Genomic DNA, 16,794 nt, shown 5'->3' on the forward strand with positions numbered 1-16,794 from the left:
ATCTTATGGAAAACAAGATTTGGCATGGGCTTGGGGTTTCGGCGGGACATGCCGCCGGACCAACTTGGGTCTTGAAAGGATTCCAAGCAGAGACGGCAGGAGAAACTTCTCAAGGTTCTGTTGAGGAGGAAAGGGTACGTTTGCAACAAGCTGTCATTCGTACTGAGCAGAATTTAACCGGGCTGGAAGAGAAGGTAAGAGCTGAACAAGGTGAGGAAGTGGCTCAGATCTTTGTTGCCCACAAGCTTTTACTCAGTGATCCTTCATTTATTGGAGAAGCTTATCAGCGCTTAGAAAAGGGACAACTAAACGCTGAACAGGTTCTTCGGGAGGTAGCAGGAGAAGCTGTGCAAATGCTGCAGAGTTTGGAGGACCCCTATTTTCAAGAGCGTGCGGTGGATGTCCAGGATGTATTGGGGCAATTACTGAAGAACCTTCAAAATGTTCAAGATGATGCTTCTGATCGCTTTCCACAAGCCGGGAATTATATCGTTTTGGCCGATGAGCTGACACCTGCGCAAACTATTGCCTTACCGAAAGATAGAGTTCTTGGCTTTATCGTCCGCCAGGGAGGGAAAACGTCTCATGCTGCTATTTTAGCGCGCACCTATGGCATTCCGGCTCTTGTCGGCGTAAACGATGGATGGGGAGATTTAACAGCTCAGAAATGGCTTGAACTGGACGGTGAGGAAGGCTGGGTTCAGCCAGCAGCGGAAAATCAGGTTATCTTCGCCAATACCGGTGCGGGAGAAGAGATGATTTCCGGTGAGAATTCCTCACTCCAAGGGATGACTTTAGCGGCGAACATCGGCAGCCCGGGTGATTTGTCTCTTGTCCGGAAATTTAAGGCTCAAGGGATTGGCTTATATCGAACGGAGTTTTTATTTATGGGAGAAGAACTCCCCAGTGAAGAAGATCAGTTGGAAGCGTACCGTCAAGTCATTGATGGCTGTTCACCTCACTTGACCGTCATCAGGACCTTAGATATCGGGGGAGACAAGAAAGCCCCAGCCTTAAATCTTCCGCAAGAGAAGAATCCTTTTCTCGGTGTCCGTGCCCTGCGGCTCACACTGCGGCGCCCTGAACTTTTTCGGCAGCAGCTGCGGGCTATTTGGCGGGCATCTATTGCAGGGCCGACGGCAGTTATGTTTCCCATGATTGCCACGTTGGGGGAACTTGAAGAGGCTAAGGAAAGCCTTTGGACCGCCCGCGAGGAAGTATTACAGGCCGGTTATGAGATCGGAAGCCTTCAGGTTGGGATGATGATTGAAATTCCCTCTGCAGCCTGGTTGGCAGATAAGTTCGCTCCCCTAGTTGACTTTTTCTCCATCGGGACCAACGACTTAACTCAGTATATGTTGGCTGCTGACCGGGAAAATCCTGAACTTGCTGAGCTTAATCAGCCTTATCATCCAGCAGTTTTAGGGATGATCGCCCGAGTCAGTCAAGCAGCCCTTCAGAAGGGGATCTGGACAGGAATCTGCGGCGAGGCCGGAGGAGATCCGCTTTTGGCTCCCTTTTTCAAAGCTGTTGGTATCGAAGAATTAAGTATGGCACCGGGTTCGTTAGCTAAAGTTCGAACTGCTTTGGGGAAAATGGAGATGTCGGCGGAAGAACAAGAAACATTAGTTAAATCTGTGCTTGCTTGTGCCAGGACCTCGGAGGTAATTAAAGTGCTTCAATCATCGAAGACAACGTGATCGTTGAGGTATAAAAGGTTATTTTGAACTCAGGAGGAGACTTAGACTGGTAACTGTTGATCAATTAGTAGAGGAATTTGATTTTAGAGTTATAGCCGGGCAAAGGGGTATGGATAAGGAAATTACCGATTACAGTCTTAAGCGTCCCAGCGCCGAATTGGTTGGCTATCTAACCTATTTGACTCCCCAGAGAATTCAAATTTTTGGACGTACAGAATTAGGCCTTTTTGAGCAGCTTTCCTCAGACTTACGCTATGAGAATTTGGCGAAGGTTATGGTTCAGGAAGTCCCTTGCCTTATCATCACTAGGGGATTGCCGATTCCTCAGGAATTTGTTCGCTTAGCTGAAGCTAGAGGTATACCCCTATTGGCATCTGATCGCTCTACGACACAGCTCTACTATTTGCTCATTCGTTTCCTTGCCAATCGTCTGGCGCCATCCACCCTGGTTCACGGTGTCTTGGTTGATGTTTTTGGAATAGGAGTACTCATTACGGGGGATAGCGGGATCGGAAAAAGTGAAACCGCTCTGGAATTGATTCGCGGCGGACACTTATTGGTGGCGGATGATGCTGTTGAGGTGCAGCGGGTTGATGAGGAGAATTTGCATGGCAGGGCACCTCAATCTATTAAGCATCTTCTTGAGGTAAGAGGTCTCGGCATTTTGGATGTCACAAAGTTGTTTGGTGCAGGGGCAGTCCGGGACGAAAAGGAAATTCATCTTCTTGTCGAGCTGGAAGAATGGAAGGAAGGAAAGTATTATGACCGCTTAGGTCTTGATCCTCCTCAAACGTTGACCATTCTTGGTATTCCCATCCCTAAAGTGACAATCCCGGTTCGGCCCGGCCGTCAGCTTGCATCGATTATTGAGGTCGCTGTCATGCAAAATCGCCTGCGAAGCAAACGGACGTAAGGAATTTCGCGTTTAATGCGAGCTTTTATGGAAGTGATATTCTAATAATTGTGAGCGTACTCAGCAACAAAATAGGTGAATTTAAAAAGACTGTTATGGCTGGTGGCCATAACAGTCTTTTTGTGCAATTAGAACATATAGTTATCCAATCGTAAGACTCCCACTTCTACAAGTGGGAGTAGTTCCCGCATCTTGCTTTGGTGGGGGTAAAGTCCATCCTTCTGCGCGATTGCATTTGTTATGGACTAGGCGCTTTCGTCACTAGTCAGGTGGCTGCGCAGGGTGTAAGAAGTGCAGGATAGTGGTTTGCGGGCGCCAGCCTAGTTTTCTCTGTTCTGTATGGCTTAAGGTTATTTAATCTTTTATATCAACCAAAAACCCTTCTTGGGTTAGGACCTCACAAACCTGCTGCAAAACTTCCTCTGTGGGTGCTTCAATGGTATGAAGATGCAGGCCGCCGGTTAAAGACGACAGTAAGTGCGCATGGTTTTCTGACATTTGGGCCATAAATTTTTTCACGTCCAGGCGGCTCTTTAATTGGAGCGGACGAAAAATATTCCCATATACAGAATGCTCCACTCCGACATCGAGTACACTAACGCCGTGGTCGACTAAGATATTCAATTCCTTCTCCGTATCTAAAGGCGAATGACGACTATAGATAATTTCTTGCAGGCCTTTTGTGCGCAGATCTGAGGAATAGATATACCCCTGTGGTGTAGCAATCACCGGTTCCTCTGAAGCCCGCAGAAGGGCTATATCTTGAACAATAACCTGGCGGCTGACTCCTGTGAGTTTGGCTAAAGAGGCAGCTTTGATAGGTTCCTTGGTGTCTTTTAAAAGTTTTAACAAGTGATTCCGGCGTTCTCGCCCCGATAAACCTTCTTTTTGGCTCATTCCATCACCTACTTTATAGTTGATTTTAATACGGGAGTTGAGAAATTGTCAAATGGTGTCTTGACACCTGTAAAGATATTGTGATAAAACAAAGTAAGCAATGAATCAAATTAATCAAGTTCTTGCTAGATGAAGGTTCATCAAATCGTGAGACTCTCACTTCTATAAGTGGAGTGGTTCCCGTTCTCTGCATCGGTAGGGGTAGAGTCCATCCTTCAGCATGATAGCATTTGTTATGGGCTAGGCGCTTTCGGCGAAAGTGTCCATGGGACACTTTCGTCAACGAAGCCCCGATGTTCAGCTTTAGGTGAACGAGTTTACTACATTAGAAGTTCCATAGTATTAAAGAGAAAGAGGAAGTAATATGAAGATCAGTGAACGTTTAGAGCAGTTGCCGATTTCGAGATTTCATTATGTTTTACTTATTACAGCGGGTTTAGGCTGGATGTTCGATTCGATGGACACTGGAATTGTGTCTTTCATTCTTCCGGTTTTGATGAAAGAGTGGCATTTGAGTCCGGAACAAATCGGAAACATTGGGAGCATCGGACTCCTTGGCATGGCGTTAGGAGCAGTAATTTCAGGGACTATTGCGGACAGGATCGGACGCAAGAAGGTCTTTGCCTTTACCTTAGTGGCTTACAGCATAGCGACAGGATTATGTGGACTTTCTTGGAATCTGACGTCTCTGCTGGTTTTCCGGTTTATTGTTGGTTTTGGACTTGGCGGACAGCTGCCCGTTGCGGTTACCTTAGTCAGTGAATTTTCACCGGTTAAACATCGAGGTAAATTTCTGGTTTTACTGGAAAGCTTCTGGGCCTTTGGCTGGCTGTTGGCTTCCATAATTTCTTACCTTATCATTCCAAAGTTTGGCTGGCCGATCGCCTTCTTTATCGGTTTTCTCCCGGCTTTATATGTCCTATTTCTCTGGAGATCAATTCCGGAGTCGCCGCGCTATCTTTTAAGCAAAGGGCGAATGCAGGAAGCTGAAGCCATCGTAGTTAAAATTGAAGAGGAATGTAACGTTTCATCAAGTAAGAAGCGCTTATCTGAAACGGAAACTAAGGAGCTGGCGGAATCAGTAACTCAGTCTAATCAAGCGAAATTTAAAGAATTGTTCTCCCCGGCATTCTTACGGCGGACAATTTTTCTTTGGCTTTTATGGTTTGGGATCGTCTTTTCTTACTACGGGATTTTTACTTGGCTTCCTTCTCTGTTAGCCCTTAAAGGCTTTTCCCTGACTAAGAGTTTTAGCTATGTAATGATTATGACTCTCGCTCAGATTCCCGGGTATTTTAGCGCCGCTTATTTTGTGGACAAAATTGGACGCAAAACGACTCTCGCCCTCTATGTTGCGGGAACGGCAATTACCGCTTACTTTTTTGGACAAGGAGTCACTGCCGCGGCAATTCTAATTTCGGGATCCCTGATGTCCTTCTTTAATCTGGGAGCTTGGGGAATTATCTACACTTATACTCCCGAACTTTATCCAACCCATGCCAGAGCTACCGGATCAGGCTGGGCAGCAGGCTTTGGCCGGATTGGTGGCATTTTAGCACCACTCGTCGTTGGGGATATGATTGGGAAATTTCATCTCGGAACGGGATCAGTGTTTGGCCTTTTTACCCTTGTCTTGATCGTCGTCGTTTTGGATGTCGTTATTTTAGGCGAAGAGACAAAAGGACAGTCTTTGGAAAAGCTGGCCTCCGAGCAATAGAAGTGGAGATATAGCCGTAGCCAGTGAATAAACTGATGCCCAGAGGACTGTGATCTAATGAAAAGTCACTTCCTCAGGGCATTAGTATTTATCCGGTTTTTAAGCCCCCTACTTCTATAAGTGGGGGTGGGTCCTTCGTTAACTTCAGGTGGGCTAGAGTCCTCCTTCGCCGCTAAGTATTCCTATTGGGAAAGGCGGCTCGGCAATAATGACCACTGGACTCAAATATTTTGCCGGGTTGAGGACTTGTGTACTTCAGGGTTCAGACAATTTGGCGGCAGTTCTCCTTTCATTGCCGCTATAATGTTGGCTGCAGCAATAGTGCCCATTTTAGTGCGGGTCTCTATCGTAGCGCTTGCGATATGAGGGCAAAGAGTAACATTGTCGAGTTTGCTTAACCCTTCCGCCAGTTTTGGTTCCCATTCATATACATCGAGACCTGCCCCCCAGATTTCCCCGGTCCCTAAAGCTTTGACGAGGGCTAATTCATCAACCACCGGACCACGAGACGTGTTAATTAAGATGGCTGTTTTTTTCATTTGCTTGAATTCCTTCTCACCGATAAGATGAAATGTTTCAGGAAGAAGGGGAGTATGGATAGATACATAATCTGAATCCCGGAGAAGCTTTTCCAAGCTTACATACTGCCCGCCGGTTTCATGTTCAAACTGTGGGTTTGCCTTTTTTCCGGTGTAAAGGACTTTCATATCAAAGGCTTTCGCTCGTTTTGCAAATGACAGACCGATCCTTCCGGGCCCTATAATGCCTACGGTTTTGTTGAAGACGTCTTGTCCTAAAAACAGCATCGGCCCCCAACCTTCATATTTTCCCATTCGAGTATAGTTATCTGATTCGACAACTCTCCGAGCAACGGAAAATAATAGCGCCCAAGCCATCTCAGCTGTAGTGTCGGTCAACACTCCGGGAGTGTTGGAGATCATAATTCCCTGTGCTGTTGCGGCAGGAATATCGATGTTGTTATAGCCAACGGCATAATTGGCGAAGATTTTAGCCCGGTTTGCTGACCTGAGCACTTCTGCGTCGATCTGATCAGTTAGTAAACATAAAACAGCATCCCGTTCTTGAATTTTTTGCAAAAGTGTTGACTTGGAGAGAGGTTTCCCTTCGCGATTTACTTCAAGATCGCAATGTTCTGCCAGCATGTCCAGCGCCGGTTGGGGTATTTCGTTTGTTACGTAAACATTCCATTTAGTCATATCTGACCTCCGATTATGTAAGTTTTATGGACTAATAGTTAAGAGTGATAGTTTTCAACTATAAATTTAATATAAGGTATTATTTGCTTGAGTTCGAAGTTTATGTTCCTGAACCTTAGAACCTACAGATAATCATCGAATTTGAATAGTGATTTGTAATTAACGAGCTTTTCCGCTTCTTCATGCACTGAGTGGAACTACCTTATTAAATCATGCTCTGCAAACTGTATACAGTCAAGCGGCAATTATGTTGAATTTTGCTTTGCACTTTAAGTCTCTATTTAGTAATCGCTCATCCATGTTAGACTAATCAGAGCTAAGATCAAAGTGAGCTATTTTTCGCATACTGAATTGCTTTTTTAGTCGGAAAAGCCCTGATTACAAGCTTGTAATCAGGGCTTTTTTGCGTGCGATTTTCTAGTTCATTCCTGCATTTTTTACCAACCTTCGAAACTTTACATAACAGCCTATTCGCCAGATCATCATATAAACGGTAGCCAATACTAAGGTTAGAAACAATAAACTCATGGCAGGCATCAAATTATATAAAATATTCTTCAAGGCAAGACGTAAAATGATAACTCCCAAAAAGACGAACAGGAAGAACTTGTTTTTCTTAATATAGATTTGATTTTGTCTGAATTCATAATCAGTAGTCCATAAGACTGGAATAGCTAATATTCCTCCGAGAATAATCGTACTAAATACTGAAATTAATGTTACTGGAGGTAAAACCAAAACACCAATCTGATTGACAAATAGTTTACTTGCCGTAAACGTTATGAGAGCAAGGTAGAGAATTAATGGATAAAAGATTGCTAATCCGTTATTTCCAATAGGTTTTTGGGTGCGTCTTGCTAAAGACCAAATGATCCTTATTACTATGACTCCGGCTACGATAAAGGGTACAATAGCATTCATTATTTCCTGCCTCCTAAATGGATTTTAGTTTAAGATCTTTGCACTTGAAACTCTATTGATTTTAAGCTATTTGAGCAAATGATAAATCTATCTGAAGAATGAAATCGACATAATAGAACCTCTACCTATAGATAGAGGCTGTCAAAAGACCATTTTAAAAAGCATATCTATCTTTCGATAGAAGCCATCAATGTTAGTTTATGATAGTATTAGTTTGACCGAAGCTGGGTATGGGAACCACTCCCCCTTGTAGAAGTGGAGTCTTACGATTGGATAAAGGTGAAGTACGATGTTTTATGAGAAGATTAGGTTTGATTGGCGGCGCTCTCTGCCCATTACCTTCATCCTGCTTTTTTTTATGCTTAATGCAGGATTGTTTAAAGGTAGTTACTTGTTGGTGGCAATTCGGTGTTTGACTTTTTTAGTTTACACAGGGTTTTGGCTGCCGCCTCACGAATGGTGGAACCTTAAAAGGATCTTAATGGCTACTATTGCTGTTAGCATCTTAGTTGTAATGTCTTTGTTACTACAAAACAATTTGATTAGTATTTATATGATGATTATCTTGACATTTCCTGCATCGTACTGTTTAAAGGACAGAGCATATTTCTATTACTTATTTATTATTCTGTTAGAAATATTTTCTTTATTAACGTTATTTGGGCACCATAATTATTCTCAATCGTTGTCAATTCTGCTTTTTTTTATTGGTATTTCCGTTTCAATTCGAGCCAGAGTAACCAGACAGGAAGCCAACAAACTTAGTCAGCTTCATCTTAAGGAACTTGAAAAAGCTCACAAAGAACTTCAGCAGGCAGCGGTTACAACCATGCAGCATGCTGTCTTAGACGAACGGACAAGGATTGCTCGAGAAATTCATGATGCCATAGGGCACAGCCTGACATCATTGATCGTTCAGCTGCAAGCCCTGCGGTTTATGATTGAAGACGATCCGGATCAGGCGAAGCAATCGGTGGAAGAAATGTTGACAGTGGCTCGCCAGGGTCTGCAAGATATTCGAGTATCCGTACATTCTTTGGCGGCTGATAGGTCGGCTCTAGGTATTGCCCCTCTGCAAGCCCTTGTTTCTAAAACGAACGCCACCTCGAAGCTGGAATGTACTTTCAGGGCAAACTCTCAGGCCGAAGATTTGCCCTCTGAGGCAGGAGCCGTGTTGTTCAAAGTTCTTCAGGAAGCCATGACGAATATTCTTCGCCATTCTCAAGCGACCAGAGTGGAAGTGGATGTTTCCGTTTCAGGAAGGGATTGCAGTATGACCATTAAGGATAATGGCAATTTCAGTGTGAATCGGTGTGCTTGGCAAGGCTATGGTATAAAAAGCATGCGGGAACGAGTACAGGAAGTTGGCGGGAGTATTATGTTTAACCCAGTTCAACCGTCGGGATTAAATATAATCACTCATATACCCATTCCTCCCCAGGATTTATAGTAAGAAGGAGAGTAGTGCGCAAGAATGACAGCTCAATGTGTGATTAGAGTGCTCTTAGCTGATGACCAGACCATGATTAGACAGGGTTTAGGCTATATCATTAAAATGCAGAAGGATATGCAGCTTGTGGGTGAAGCTGCTAATGGTGATGATGCGGTGCGCCGAACGTTAGAAACTAAGCCAGATGTAGTTTTGATGGACGTACAAATGCCTGGACTTTCCGGCATTAAAGCAACAAGGGAGATTCTTAAAGATATGCCGGAGGTTAAAGTGGTTATCCTTACTACATTTGAAGTTCAGGATTATGTTTATGAGGGAATTAGGTCAGGTGCAGTTGGTTATCTTCTTAAAGACGCAGATACGGACGTGATGCTGGAAACCATTAGGGCTGCTTACCGAGGAGAAGCTGTATACCGCACAGGTTTGGCCGCAGGTGCTCTTGTCAGGGCTTTATCTCCAGAAGTTAAGGCGAGCCAGAATCAAATTGAGCTTCTGGAACCCCTTACTGAACGGGAAAAAGAGGTCTTACAGCAGATGGCCTTTGGCTTAAAGAATGATCAAATTGCCGAAACTCTCTTCATAACAGAAGGAACTGTGAAAACCCATATTCATCGTCTGTTGCAAAAGTTTGGCGCTGAGGATCGAACTCAACTTGTTGTTAAGGCTTTACGCGGCGGTTTGGTCAAGTGATTTATCCTCATCTAAGACCCCACCAGAGCCCTGATGTTTAGCTTTAGCTGAACAAGTTCACTCTGAGATGTGGCGGTCTGACCTGATGAACCATAAAGAGTTTAAAACATTAATAGAGACAAGAAGAACAATGGATAAAAATGTATCCTTAATGCAATACTTATAGTTAATCTAAGTAAAATAAGGAGGGACTCGGATGAAAAATGTAACGATGTATACCAGCGATACTTGACCTTATTGCTCTATGGCGAAGGAGTTTCTTTCGCAGCATAATATTTCGTTTCAAGAACGAAATATCAGTACCGATGAGGAGGCGTTGAACGAGCTGCAACGCAAAAATATCAGTGGAGTTCCTGCATTCATTGTCGGTAATGATACGGTGGTTGGCTTTAATAAGAATAAGATTTTGTCTTTGCTTCAGTGAAGGTATTATTTAGAAGGATGCAGCTTGGCTGAGGAATATATTTCCAGAATAAATAAACGTAATCAGGTAATAATACAATCATAAGGGTACGTAATGGTCGAGCCAAGATTTATATATGCTTTAACAGGTGTATATAAGTTGGCCAAAGATTATATGCAGGTGCCGAGAGGTGTTTGTTTTATAGTCGGCGGGAAGATTTTTCTTGGTAGGGAAAAGCTTTTGAGCAGTTCAAGGATTGTTTAAGGGTTCCAACTTATCAGGAAATGTCGAGCTAAGATTTTGCAAGGTATTGATACTTGTACAACCATATATCAAATGATATATGCCTGTATAAGAACGCGCAGGTCAGATATAGCCGTAAGGTTATGTCTGGCTCAGTAGATACCTTGTTTAGTCGAACGAACCATCAATTTAGGTGGGAACTTGCTTAGCCTTAGTCGCAAGATTATTGTTAGGTGATAAACGATCTATGTTGGTGCTAGATAAGACCATTGCGTGCTCTTATATTATTAATTCTCTTAAATTAACAACTTTATTAAAAATTAGGTGCTGAAATAAACCTTTGTTGTTTTTTTCAGCACTTTTGTTTTATCCAATCGAAATACTTCCTCTTCTACAAGTGGGAGTATTTCTTATACTTTGCTTCGGTGGGGGAGAGTCCATCCTTCAGCGCGATAGCATTTGTTATGGGCTAGGCGCTTTCGGTGAAAGTGTCCACAGGACACTTTCGTCACCGAAGCCTCGATGTTCAGCTTTAGCTGCAAGAGTTCACTATCAGAAGTGTTCAAGAATATAGCAATTTGTTACAATTTCGCAGTTGTGTAACAAGTTTGGATAATGTCTTTAAATGCTTTGCAGCAAATAGAAGATCAGGAACATGCCAACTGCTAAAACAGAGACGCTGAGTAAGATGTTAAGAAAGGATGAAGGTTGGTAAGTATCGGTAGCGATTTGTAAATCAACGTTTCGGTATTTCAGATAGGCTAAAACACTCATAAGGGAGCCAAGAGCAACCAGAAAGATGCCGATCATTGTCGAGTATCCATGAGAAGGGGGTAAGGTAAGATCGAGATTTGATTTGCCAAGGACATAGGACATTTGTTTAAGAAACAAGGCAAAGCGCTCGACAACGAAACCAAAGCCCATCATTGCAATGCTCGTTCTGATCCAGGCTAAGAACGTTCGTTCATTAGCGAGGTGCAGACGGCGATTAGCATTGGGCTTCTGAGAGGAACTTTCTTTTGTTAACATTATTTTTTCTCCTTTGTAGTGTTTTGCGTATTGGGTTAAAGCAAGTATGAGAATTACTCCCACTTGAAGAAGTGGGGCAATTTCAGATTCTAAGGATCATACAAAAAGAAAGGCTATAGCCATAATAACGTAAGAGGCTAACAGTTGTGCGCCTTCCAGCCAGTTTGAGCGGCCATCCATGCTAATAATGGCCGTAATTACTGTGCCCAAAATAATGACAACAAGCTCATAACTTGTAAAGAGAAGATCAATTGGCCGTCCGATCAAATAGCCGATAAAGACAAGCAAGGGAGCGACAAACAGAGCTATTTGAGTGCTGGAACCGATAGCAATTTCCAGGCTGATTTCCATTTTGTTTTTTAAAGCCATCATAACACTTGTGGTGTGCTCTGCCGCATTGCCGATGATGGGAATAATAATAACACCTATAAAAAGCTCGCTAATACCTAGAGTGTTAACGACGGGTTCAATTCCTGATACCAGAAACTCACTTTCGATGACGACAAAGATTGTAGCGGCGAGGAGAATAAGTAATGCTTTAAGCCTTGTCCACTGAGGAGTACATGAATGCTCTTGGCTGGGACGAAAAACATCTTTATGGGTATGAAGAGAAAAGAGTAAACTCAATAAGTAGATCAGGATTAGAACCGCGGCTACACCTAGACTTAAAGGTTCAGCGGCAGGATTTGAATGGTTGTTGAGAAAGACTGCGGGAATAATCAGCCCGGTAACAGCTAAAAGCAGCATAGAGGTGTGCATGCCAGCAGCAGCTCTGTTAAATTTTTGAGTTTTAAATTTAAATCCCCCGAGCAGCATACTGAGACCCAGAACAAGGAGCAGATTACCGATGATCGATCCGGTTATGGAGGCCTTAACCACTTCGACAAGGCCGGACTTTAAAGCAAAGAGTGTGATAATCAGTTCGGCGGCATTTCCAAACGTGGCATTCAATAAGCCTCCGATATTGGGACCTACATAAATGGCGATCTCTTCCGTGGCTTTTCCCATGTAGCCAGAAAGGGGGATAATGCTCAAACACGCTGTCAGAAACGCCAGGATGGGTGAGCTATTTGCAAGATGAAAAAAGATACTGACAGGGATAGCTAAAAGAAATAAATTTAGGAACTTCACACGATTATCCTCCTCAAACGTCATAAATAGCCGCAGTTTATCCAATCGTAAGATTCCCACTTCTTTAAGTGGGAGTGGGGCTAGAGTCCAACCTTCAGCGCGATAGCATTTGTTTTGGGTTAGGCGCTTTCAGCAAAAGTGTCCACAGGACACTTTCGTCGCCGAAGTCTCGATGTTCAGCTTTAGCTGAACGAGTTAACTTATACAAAACTTCCTATCAAATACATTATGAAGGAGGGTAATCCGGCGTGCAATACCAAGAAAATACTATATAACAGATTATTAAAAAATAAAGTGTTTTAGAGGATATTCGGTCTGTGTGGCGAAATATTTATGGATGCGGCGAAATTAACCATGAATATCGTCGAAGAGCCAGAGCCTAACAGAGGAGGCAAGACAATTGAAACCAGAAATCATTCAAGAACTGACTAAAATAGTTGGAGAGGAAAATCTCTACACAACGTTAGAAGACTTATATTGTTATACTTATGACGCATCATTTCTTAAGGCAGATCTTAAAGATTTAGCAGGTGTTGCAGTGTATCCGGGCACTGTTGAAGAAATTTCGATGATCCTTACGCTGGCTAATCGTGAAAAAATTCCTGTTGTTCCTCGAGGAGCTGGAACCAATGTCAGCGGAGGGAGTGTTTCTATAGGAGACTGTATTGTCCTTGTCCTGAAAAGAATGAATAAAATCCTGGAGATTGACAAGAAGAATCTCATTGCTGTGGTAGAACCGGGAGTGATCACCGGACAATTTCAAAGAGAAGTGGAACAACTTGGCCTCTTTTATCCCCCTGATCCGGCAAGTTTGGCTGTTTCAACCATGGGAGGTAACGTGGCGGAGTGTGCCGGCGGTCCCCGAGGTGTCAAATACGGCGTAACAAGGGATTATATTTTAGGCCTGGAAGTCGTTCTGCCAACGGGTGAGATCATGACGACCGGCGGAAGAACGATAAAAAATGTCACAGGCTATGATATGACTAAACTTTTTACCGGCTCCGAAGGTACGCTTTGTGTGATTACCAAAATTATTGTTAAACTCATTCCTCTGCCGGAGGCTAAGAGTACCATGATGGCCGTTTTCTCTGAGATGGAACAAGCTTCTGAGACGGTATCAGAAATCATTGCCGGTGGGTTGGTTCCCTGTTCCTTGGAATTACTGGATAATATTTATATCAAAAATATTGAAGAGTATGCTAAGGTGGGGCTTCCTGTAGAGGCTGGGGCTGTCCTTCTAATTGAAGTAGATGGAGATTCTGAGATACTGTCTAAACAGATTGGCAGGGTCGAAGAGATTTGTCGTCGTCTTGGTGCCGTTCAAATTCGGGTCGCTACGACAAAGGAAGAAGCGGAAGACTTATGGCTTGCCCGGCGCTCAGCTTTTGCCTCAGTTTCGCGGGTGAAACCGACTATTATCGGTGAAGATGCAACGGTTCCCCGCAGCCAAATTCCCGTCGCAGTACGGCGAATCCAAGAAATTGCCGCGAAGTATAATATTATTATTGCCATACTTGGTCATGCGGGAGACGGTAATCTGCATGCCACCATTCTTACTGATGAAATGGACAGAGAGGAAGCTGCACGAGTAGAAAAGGCTATTGATGAGATTTTTGTTTTAACAGTTGAACTCGGTGGCTCTTTAAGCGGAGAACATGGCATCGGACGAGCGAAGTCTAAGTTTATTACCCTGCAGACAGGGAAGATAGGTCTGGAAATCCAGCGGAAGATTAAACATGCTCTGGACCCCAATAACATTTTAAATCCCGGCGTTATGTTTGGAGCGTGAGGAAATGGAACGTTCATTTGAGTCTTGGGAAAAAGAAGTTATCCGCTGTATACGATGCGGTTCCTGTCAAAATGTTTGTCCTGTTTTTCGAGAACTTCAGGCTGAATCGACCGTCGCCAGGGGCCGAGTAAAGCTTATACGAGGAGTTATCACCAAAGATCTATCCTTAACTGAAGGATTTATTTCCAAAATGTCCTTGTGTTTAATGTGTAAGGCCTGCGTAGCCAACTGTCCAAGCGGTGTCAAGGTTGACAAGCTCGTGGAAGCAGCCCGCAAGGAAATTGTGGATCAGAAAGGGCTCTCACCGCTGAAAAAGTTAATCTTTCGTCTCATTTTAAAAAATCGTTGGGTCTTTGACACAGGAATGAGTACAGGTCGGATTTTGCAGAAACTTGTTTTCCGTCCTGGTCCGGGAGGACAAGGAATGCTGCCCAGAATGCCGTTGGGGATTGATCAAAGACGATTGCTTTCCCCTCTGGCTCCCAAACCTTTGAAGACAATGTATCCGCAAGTTGTTAAAGTTTTAAATCCACGTTTGCGAGTGGTGTTTTTTACCGGTTGCATGATCAATTATATATACACGGATACTGGGAGAGCAGTCATTAATGTTCTAAACCGCTTGGGCATAGACGTTGTCATTCCGAAACTCCAAAATTGCTGCGGAACTCCGGTACGGATGAACGGAGATTACGAAACGGCTCGGGAAATGGCCCGGGCTAATATTGACGTTCTTTTGAAGGAAAAGGCGGATAGTGTTGTGGTTGCTTGCGGGACCTGCGGCTTGGCTTTGAAAGAGGAATATGCTGAGTTGCTGCAGGATGAACCGAGATATGCCGAAAAGGCTAAACTCTTGGGGAAGATGGTTAAAGATTTCACAGAACTGGTCGTTTCTCTGGGAGACTTTAAGGAGAACATCGGTGAATTACCTCTTAAAGTTACTTATCATGATCCTTGTCATCTTGTACGGGGGCTGAAAGTAAAAGAACAACCCCGAGAAATTATTAAGCAAATTCCCGGAGTAGAATTTTTGGAAATGAAGAACCCAGATACCTGCTGCGGCAGCGGGGGTTCCTTTAGTTTGACTCATTATCAGCTTTCTACGAAGATCAATAATCGTAAAGTCGAGGATATCCTGCAAACCGGCGCCGAGGTAGTTGTTACAGGATGTTCTGCCTGTCGTATGCATATTTTGGACGGACTTCACCGGCAAGAGGTTGGAATGGGAGTAATGCACACTGCTCAGCTCTTAGAGATGGCCTATGATGCAAAAGAAGGAATCCAAAAAGGAGTGAACTCGTTCAGCAAAAGCTGAACCCAATAGAAGACCCACCTCACCTTACAAGAAGTGGGGGCCTTAAAAACTGGATAAAGATTTAACCCATAAAGAGTTTCGAGGGGGAATGTTAGTTGAGTTCTATAAAGTTAGCCTATGGTAAAGAAATTCTGAACTTTGAGGTTCCTTCTGAGGTTAGAATTCAGCAGATTGAGGCCAAGAAAAGTACACCTATCACAAACGTCGAAGAGAGCCTTCGTCATGTTTTGGATCACCCATTAGGTACGCCTCCTCTCAAAGAAGTCGTTAATTCCGGGGATAAAGTGGTGATCGTCGTAAGTGACATTACCAGGCTTTGGATAAGAATTGATATTCTTTTGCCAATCTTGTTGGATGTCCTGAATGAAGCGGGTATTCCGGATCAGGATATCTCCATTGTCACAGCCACTGGGGATCATCGATTGCAAACCGCTGAAGAACATAGAGCAATTTGCGGGGTTCAAGCTCTAGCCCGTGTTCCGATCTATGATCATGAATGTCATGCCTCGGATCTGGTAGACTTGGGATTATCGTCAAGAGGAACTCCGATTAAGGTAAACCGAAGGGTCTGGGAAGCTGATAAAGTGATTTTAACCGGTGGCATAGCCTACCATTTATTGGCGGGGTTCGGCGGCGGACGTAAATCCATTGCTCCCGGAGTATGCGGGTATGAAATGATTCAAAAAAACCATTCCTTGGCCCTGACAGAGCCTGGACCTACTGGACTTCATCCCAACATTATGACGGGAAAAATGGAGGGCAACCCTGTTTCCGAGGATATGTTGGAAATTGCCCGCAAAGTTGGCGTTAATTTTATCTTAAATGTTGTTGTTAATGAAAAAAAAGACTTCGTCTTTCTGGCGGCTGGTGATCTTTATGAAGCCCATCTTGCCGGCTGTCGAGTGGTTGAAGAAATTTTCGGCATTGAAATTGAACAAAAGGCAGATTTAGTCTTTGTCTCCTGTGGGGGATATCCTAAAGATATTCAGCTTTACCAGGCGATCAAGGCGTTAGACAATGCTTCTTATGCAGTAAAAGAAGGCGGGGTTATTGTCTTAGTCAGCGAATGTTCTGATGGGATCGGTTCCCAACCCTTCGAGGAATTTTTCAAGCATGGCAACGTGGAAGAGATGAGTTCAAAGCTTCAGCAAGATTTCTTAATGCCGGGGTTTGTCAGCTTAAGAACTGCGAGTATCTGCCGCAAGACTCCTGTAATTCTGATCAGTTCCTTACCGGAAGTAGTAGTCAGAAGGATGAAGATGCTTCCAGCATCTTCTTTGGAGACAGCATGGCAAAGGGCCGCGGAACTTTTGGGGAAACAGCCGAAATCAGTTTATGTAATGCCCCATGGCGGGAATACTTTTCCTATTTTGCGAGAGTAG

General features: G+C 43.8%; 14 protein-coding genes. 9 read left to right on the plus strand and 5 right to left on the minus strand.

Annotated features, from left to right (window positions below):
• Positions 1-5: 5 nt before the first annotated feature.
• Positions 6-1,700 (plus strand): phosphoenolpyruvate--protein phosphotransferase, encoded by a 1,695-nt coding sequence (gene ptsP, locus B5771_RS14555; protein ID WP_088188175.1) that lies wholly within the window; start codon positions 6-8, stop codon positions 1,698-1,700.
• Between the two features lie 46 nt (positions 1,701-1,746).
• Positions 1,747-2,613, plus strand: a complete 867-nt coding sequence (gene hprK, locus B5771_RS14560; RefSeq protein WP_088188176.1) for an HPr(Ser) kinase/phosphatase — start codon at positions 1,747-1,749, stop codon at positions 2,611-2,613.
• Positions 2,614-2,967: 354 nt separating this feature from the next.
• Here the strand turns inward: hprK and B5771_RS14565 are convergent, their stop codons facing one another.
• The gene (locus tag B5771_RS14565; protein WP_088188177.1) at positions 2,968-3,510 is read right to left on the minus strand and encodes a transcription repressor NadR; all 543 of its coding nucleotides are present in this window, start codon (positions 3,508-3,510) and stop codon (positions 2,968-2,970) included.
• Positions 3,511-3,874: 364 nt separating this feature from the next.
• Between B5771_RS14565 and B5771_RS14570 the strand changes: the two genes are divergently transcribed.
• A complete protein-coding gene (locus B5771_RS14570; protein WP_088188178.1) occupies positions 3,875-5,227 on the plus strand; it encodes an MFS transporter in 1,353 nt (450 codons plus the stop codon).
• A 221-nt stretch (positions 5,228-5,448) separates the two neighbouring features.
• Here the strand turns inward: B5771_RS14570 and B5771_RS14575 are convergent, their stop codons facing one another.
• Positions 5,449-6,444: a D-glycerate dehydrogenase gene (locus tag B5771_RS14575; RefSeq protein ID WP_088188179.1), complete on the minus strand. Its 996-nt coding sequence runs from the start codon at positions 6,442-6,444 to the stop codon at positions 5,449-5,451.
• Positions 6,445-6,861: 417 nt separating this feature from the next.
• Complete coding sequence (locus B5771_RS14580; protein WP_088188180.1) at positions 6,862-7,365, minus strand: CcdC protein domain-containing protein; 504 nt, start codon at positions 7,363-7,365, stop codon at positions 6,862-6,864.
• 289 nt (positions 7,366-7,654) lie between these two features.
• Between B5771_RS14580 and B5771_RS14585 the strand changes: the two genes are divergently transcribed.
• From B5771_RS14585 to B5771_RS14595, 3 genes are all read left to right on the plus strand, one after another.
• Positions 7,655-8,815, plus strand: coding sequence for a sensor histidine kinase (locus tag B5771_RS14585; RefSeq protein ID WP_088188181.1), 1,161 nt, complete (start codon positions 7,655-7,657; stop codon positions 8,813-8,815).
• A 24-nt stretch (positions 8,816-8,839) separates the two neighbouring features.
• On the plus strand, positions 8,840-9,505 hold the full coding sequence (locus B5771_RS14590) for a response regulator transcription factor (RefSeq protein WP_088188182.1): 666 nt from the start codon (positions 8,840-8,842) through the stop codon (positions 9,503-9,505).
• Positions 9,506-9,701: 196 nt separating this feature from the next.
• Positions 9,702-9,929, plus strand: coding sequence for a glutaredoxin family protein (locus B5771_RS14595; protein WP_088188183.1), 228 nt, complete (start codon positions 9,702-9,704; stop codon positions 9,927-9,929).
• An 843-nt stretch (positions 9,930-10,772) separates the two neighbouring features.
• On the opposite strand, the gene B5771_RS14600 is transcribed toward B5771_RS14595, so the two are convergent.
• Entirely contained in the window at positions 10,773-11,180 is a 408-nt protein-coding gene (locus tag B5771_RS14600; protein WP_088188184.1) for a DUF202 domain-containing protein, read from the minus strand.
• Between the two features lie 96 nt (positions 11,181-11,276).
• Positions 11,277-12,311: a calcium/proton exchanger gene (gene cax, locus B5771_RS14605; protein ID WP_088188185.1), complete on the minus strand. Its 1,035-nt coding sequence runs from the start codon at positions 12,309-12,311 to the stop codon at positions 11,277-11,279.
• Between the two features lie 400 nt (positions 12,312-12,711).
• On the opposite strand from cax, the gene B5771_RS14610 reads away from it, so the two are divergent.
• The 3 genes from B5771_RS14610 to larA all read left to right on the plus strand — a co-directional run bounded on the left by B5771_RS14610 (position 12,712) and on the right by larA (position 16,794).
• On the plus strand, positions 12,712-14,100 hold the full coding sequence (locus B5771_RS14610) for an FAD-linked oxidase C-terminal domain-containing protein (RefSeq protein WP_088188186.1): 1,389 nt from the start codon (positions 12,712-12,714) through the stop codon (positions 14,098-14,100).
• Between the two features lie 4 nt (positions 14,101-14,104).
• Positions 14,105-15,412, plus strand: a complete 1,308-nt coding sequence (locus B5771_RS14615; protein ID WP_088188187.1) for a (Fe-S)-binding protein — start codon at positions 14,105-14,107, stop codon at positions 15,410-15,412.
• Positions 15,413-15,507: 95 nt separating this feature from the next.
• On the plus strand, positions 15,508-16,794 hold the full coding sequence (gene larA / locus B5771_RS14620; protein ID WP_088188188.1) for a nickel-dependent lactate racemase: 1,287 nt from the start codon (positions 15,508-15,510) through the stop codon (positions 16,792-16,794).

This window comes from Desulfosporosinus sp. FKA (genome assembly GCF_002196785.1).
Classification (GTDB): Bacteria; Bacillota; Desulfitobacteriia; order Desulfitobacteriales; family Desulfitobacteriaceae; genus Desulfosporosinus; species Desulfosporosinus acididurans.

Excerpts from the sequence above, each read along its gene's own strand:
- B5771_RS14580 (WP_088188180.1), bottom strand. The coding sequence starts at position 7,365 with ATGAATGCTATTGTACCCTTTATCGTAGCCGGAGTCATAGTAATAAGG.
- B5771_RS14565 (WP_088188177.1), bottom strand. The coding sequence starts at position 3,510 with ATGAGCCAAAAAGAAGGTTTATCGGGGCGAGAACGCCGGAATCACTTG.
- B5771_RS14585 (WP_088188181.1), top strand. The coding sequence starts at position 7,655 with ATGTTTTATGAGAAGATTAGGTTTGATTGGCGGCGCTCTCTGCCCATT.
- B5771_RS14590 (WP_088188182.1), top strand. The coding sequence starts at position 8,840 with ATGACAGCTCAATGTGTGATTAGAGTGCTCTTAGCTGATGACCAGACC.
- ptsP (WP_088188175.1), top strand. The coding sequence starts at position 6 with ATGGAAAACAAGATTTGGCATGGGCTTGGGGTTTCGGCGGGACATGCC.
- B5771_RS14570 (WP_088188178.1), top strand. The coding sequence starts at position 3,875 with ATGAAGATCAGTGAACGTTTAGAGCAGTTGCCGATTTCGAGATTTCAT.
- B5771_RS14600 (WP_088188184.1), bottom strand. The coding sequence starts at position 11,180 with ATGTTAACAAAAGAAAGTTCCTCTCAGAAGCCCAATGCTAATCGCCGT.
- B5771_RS14575 (WP_088188179.1), bottom strand. The coding sequence starts at position 6,444 with ATGACTAAATGGAATGTTTACGTAACAAACGAAATACCCCAACCGGCG.
- B5771_RS14615 (WP_088188187.1), top strand. The coding sequence starts at position 14,105 with ATGGAACGTTCATTTGAGTCTTGGGAAAAAGAAGTTATCCGCTGTATA.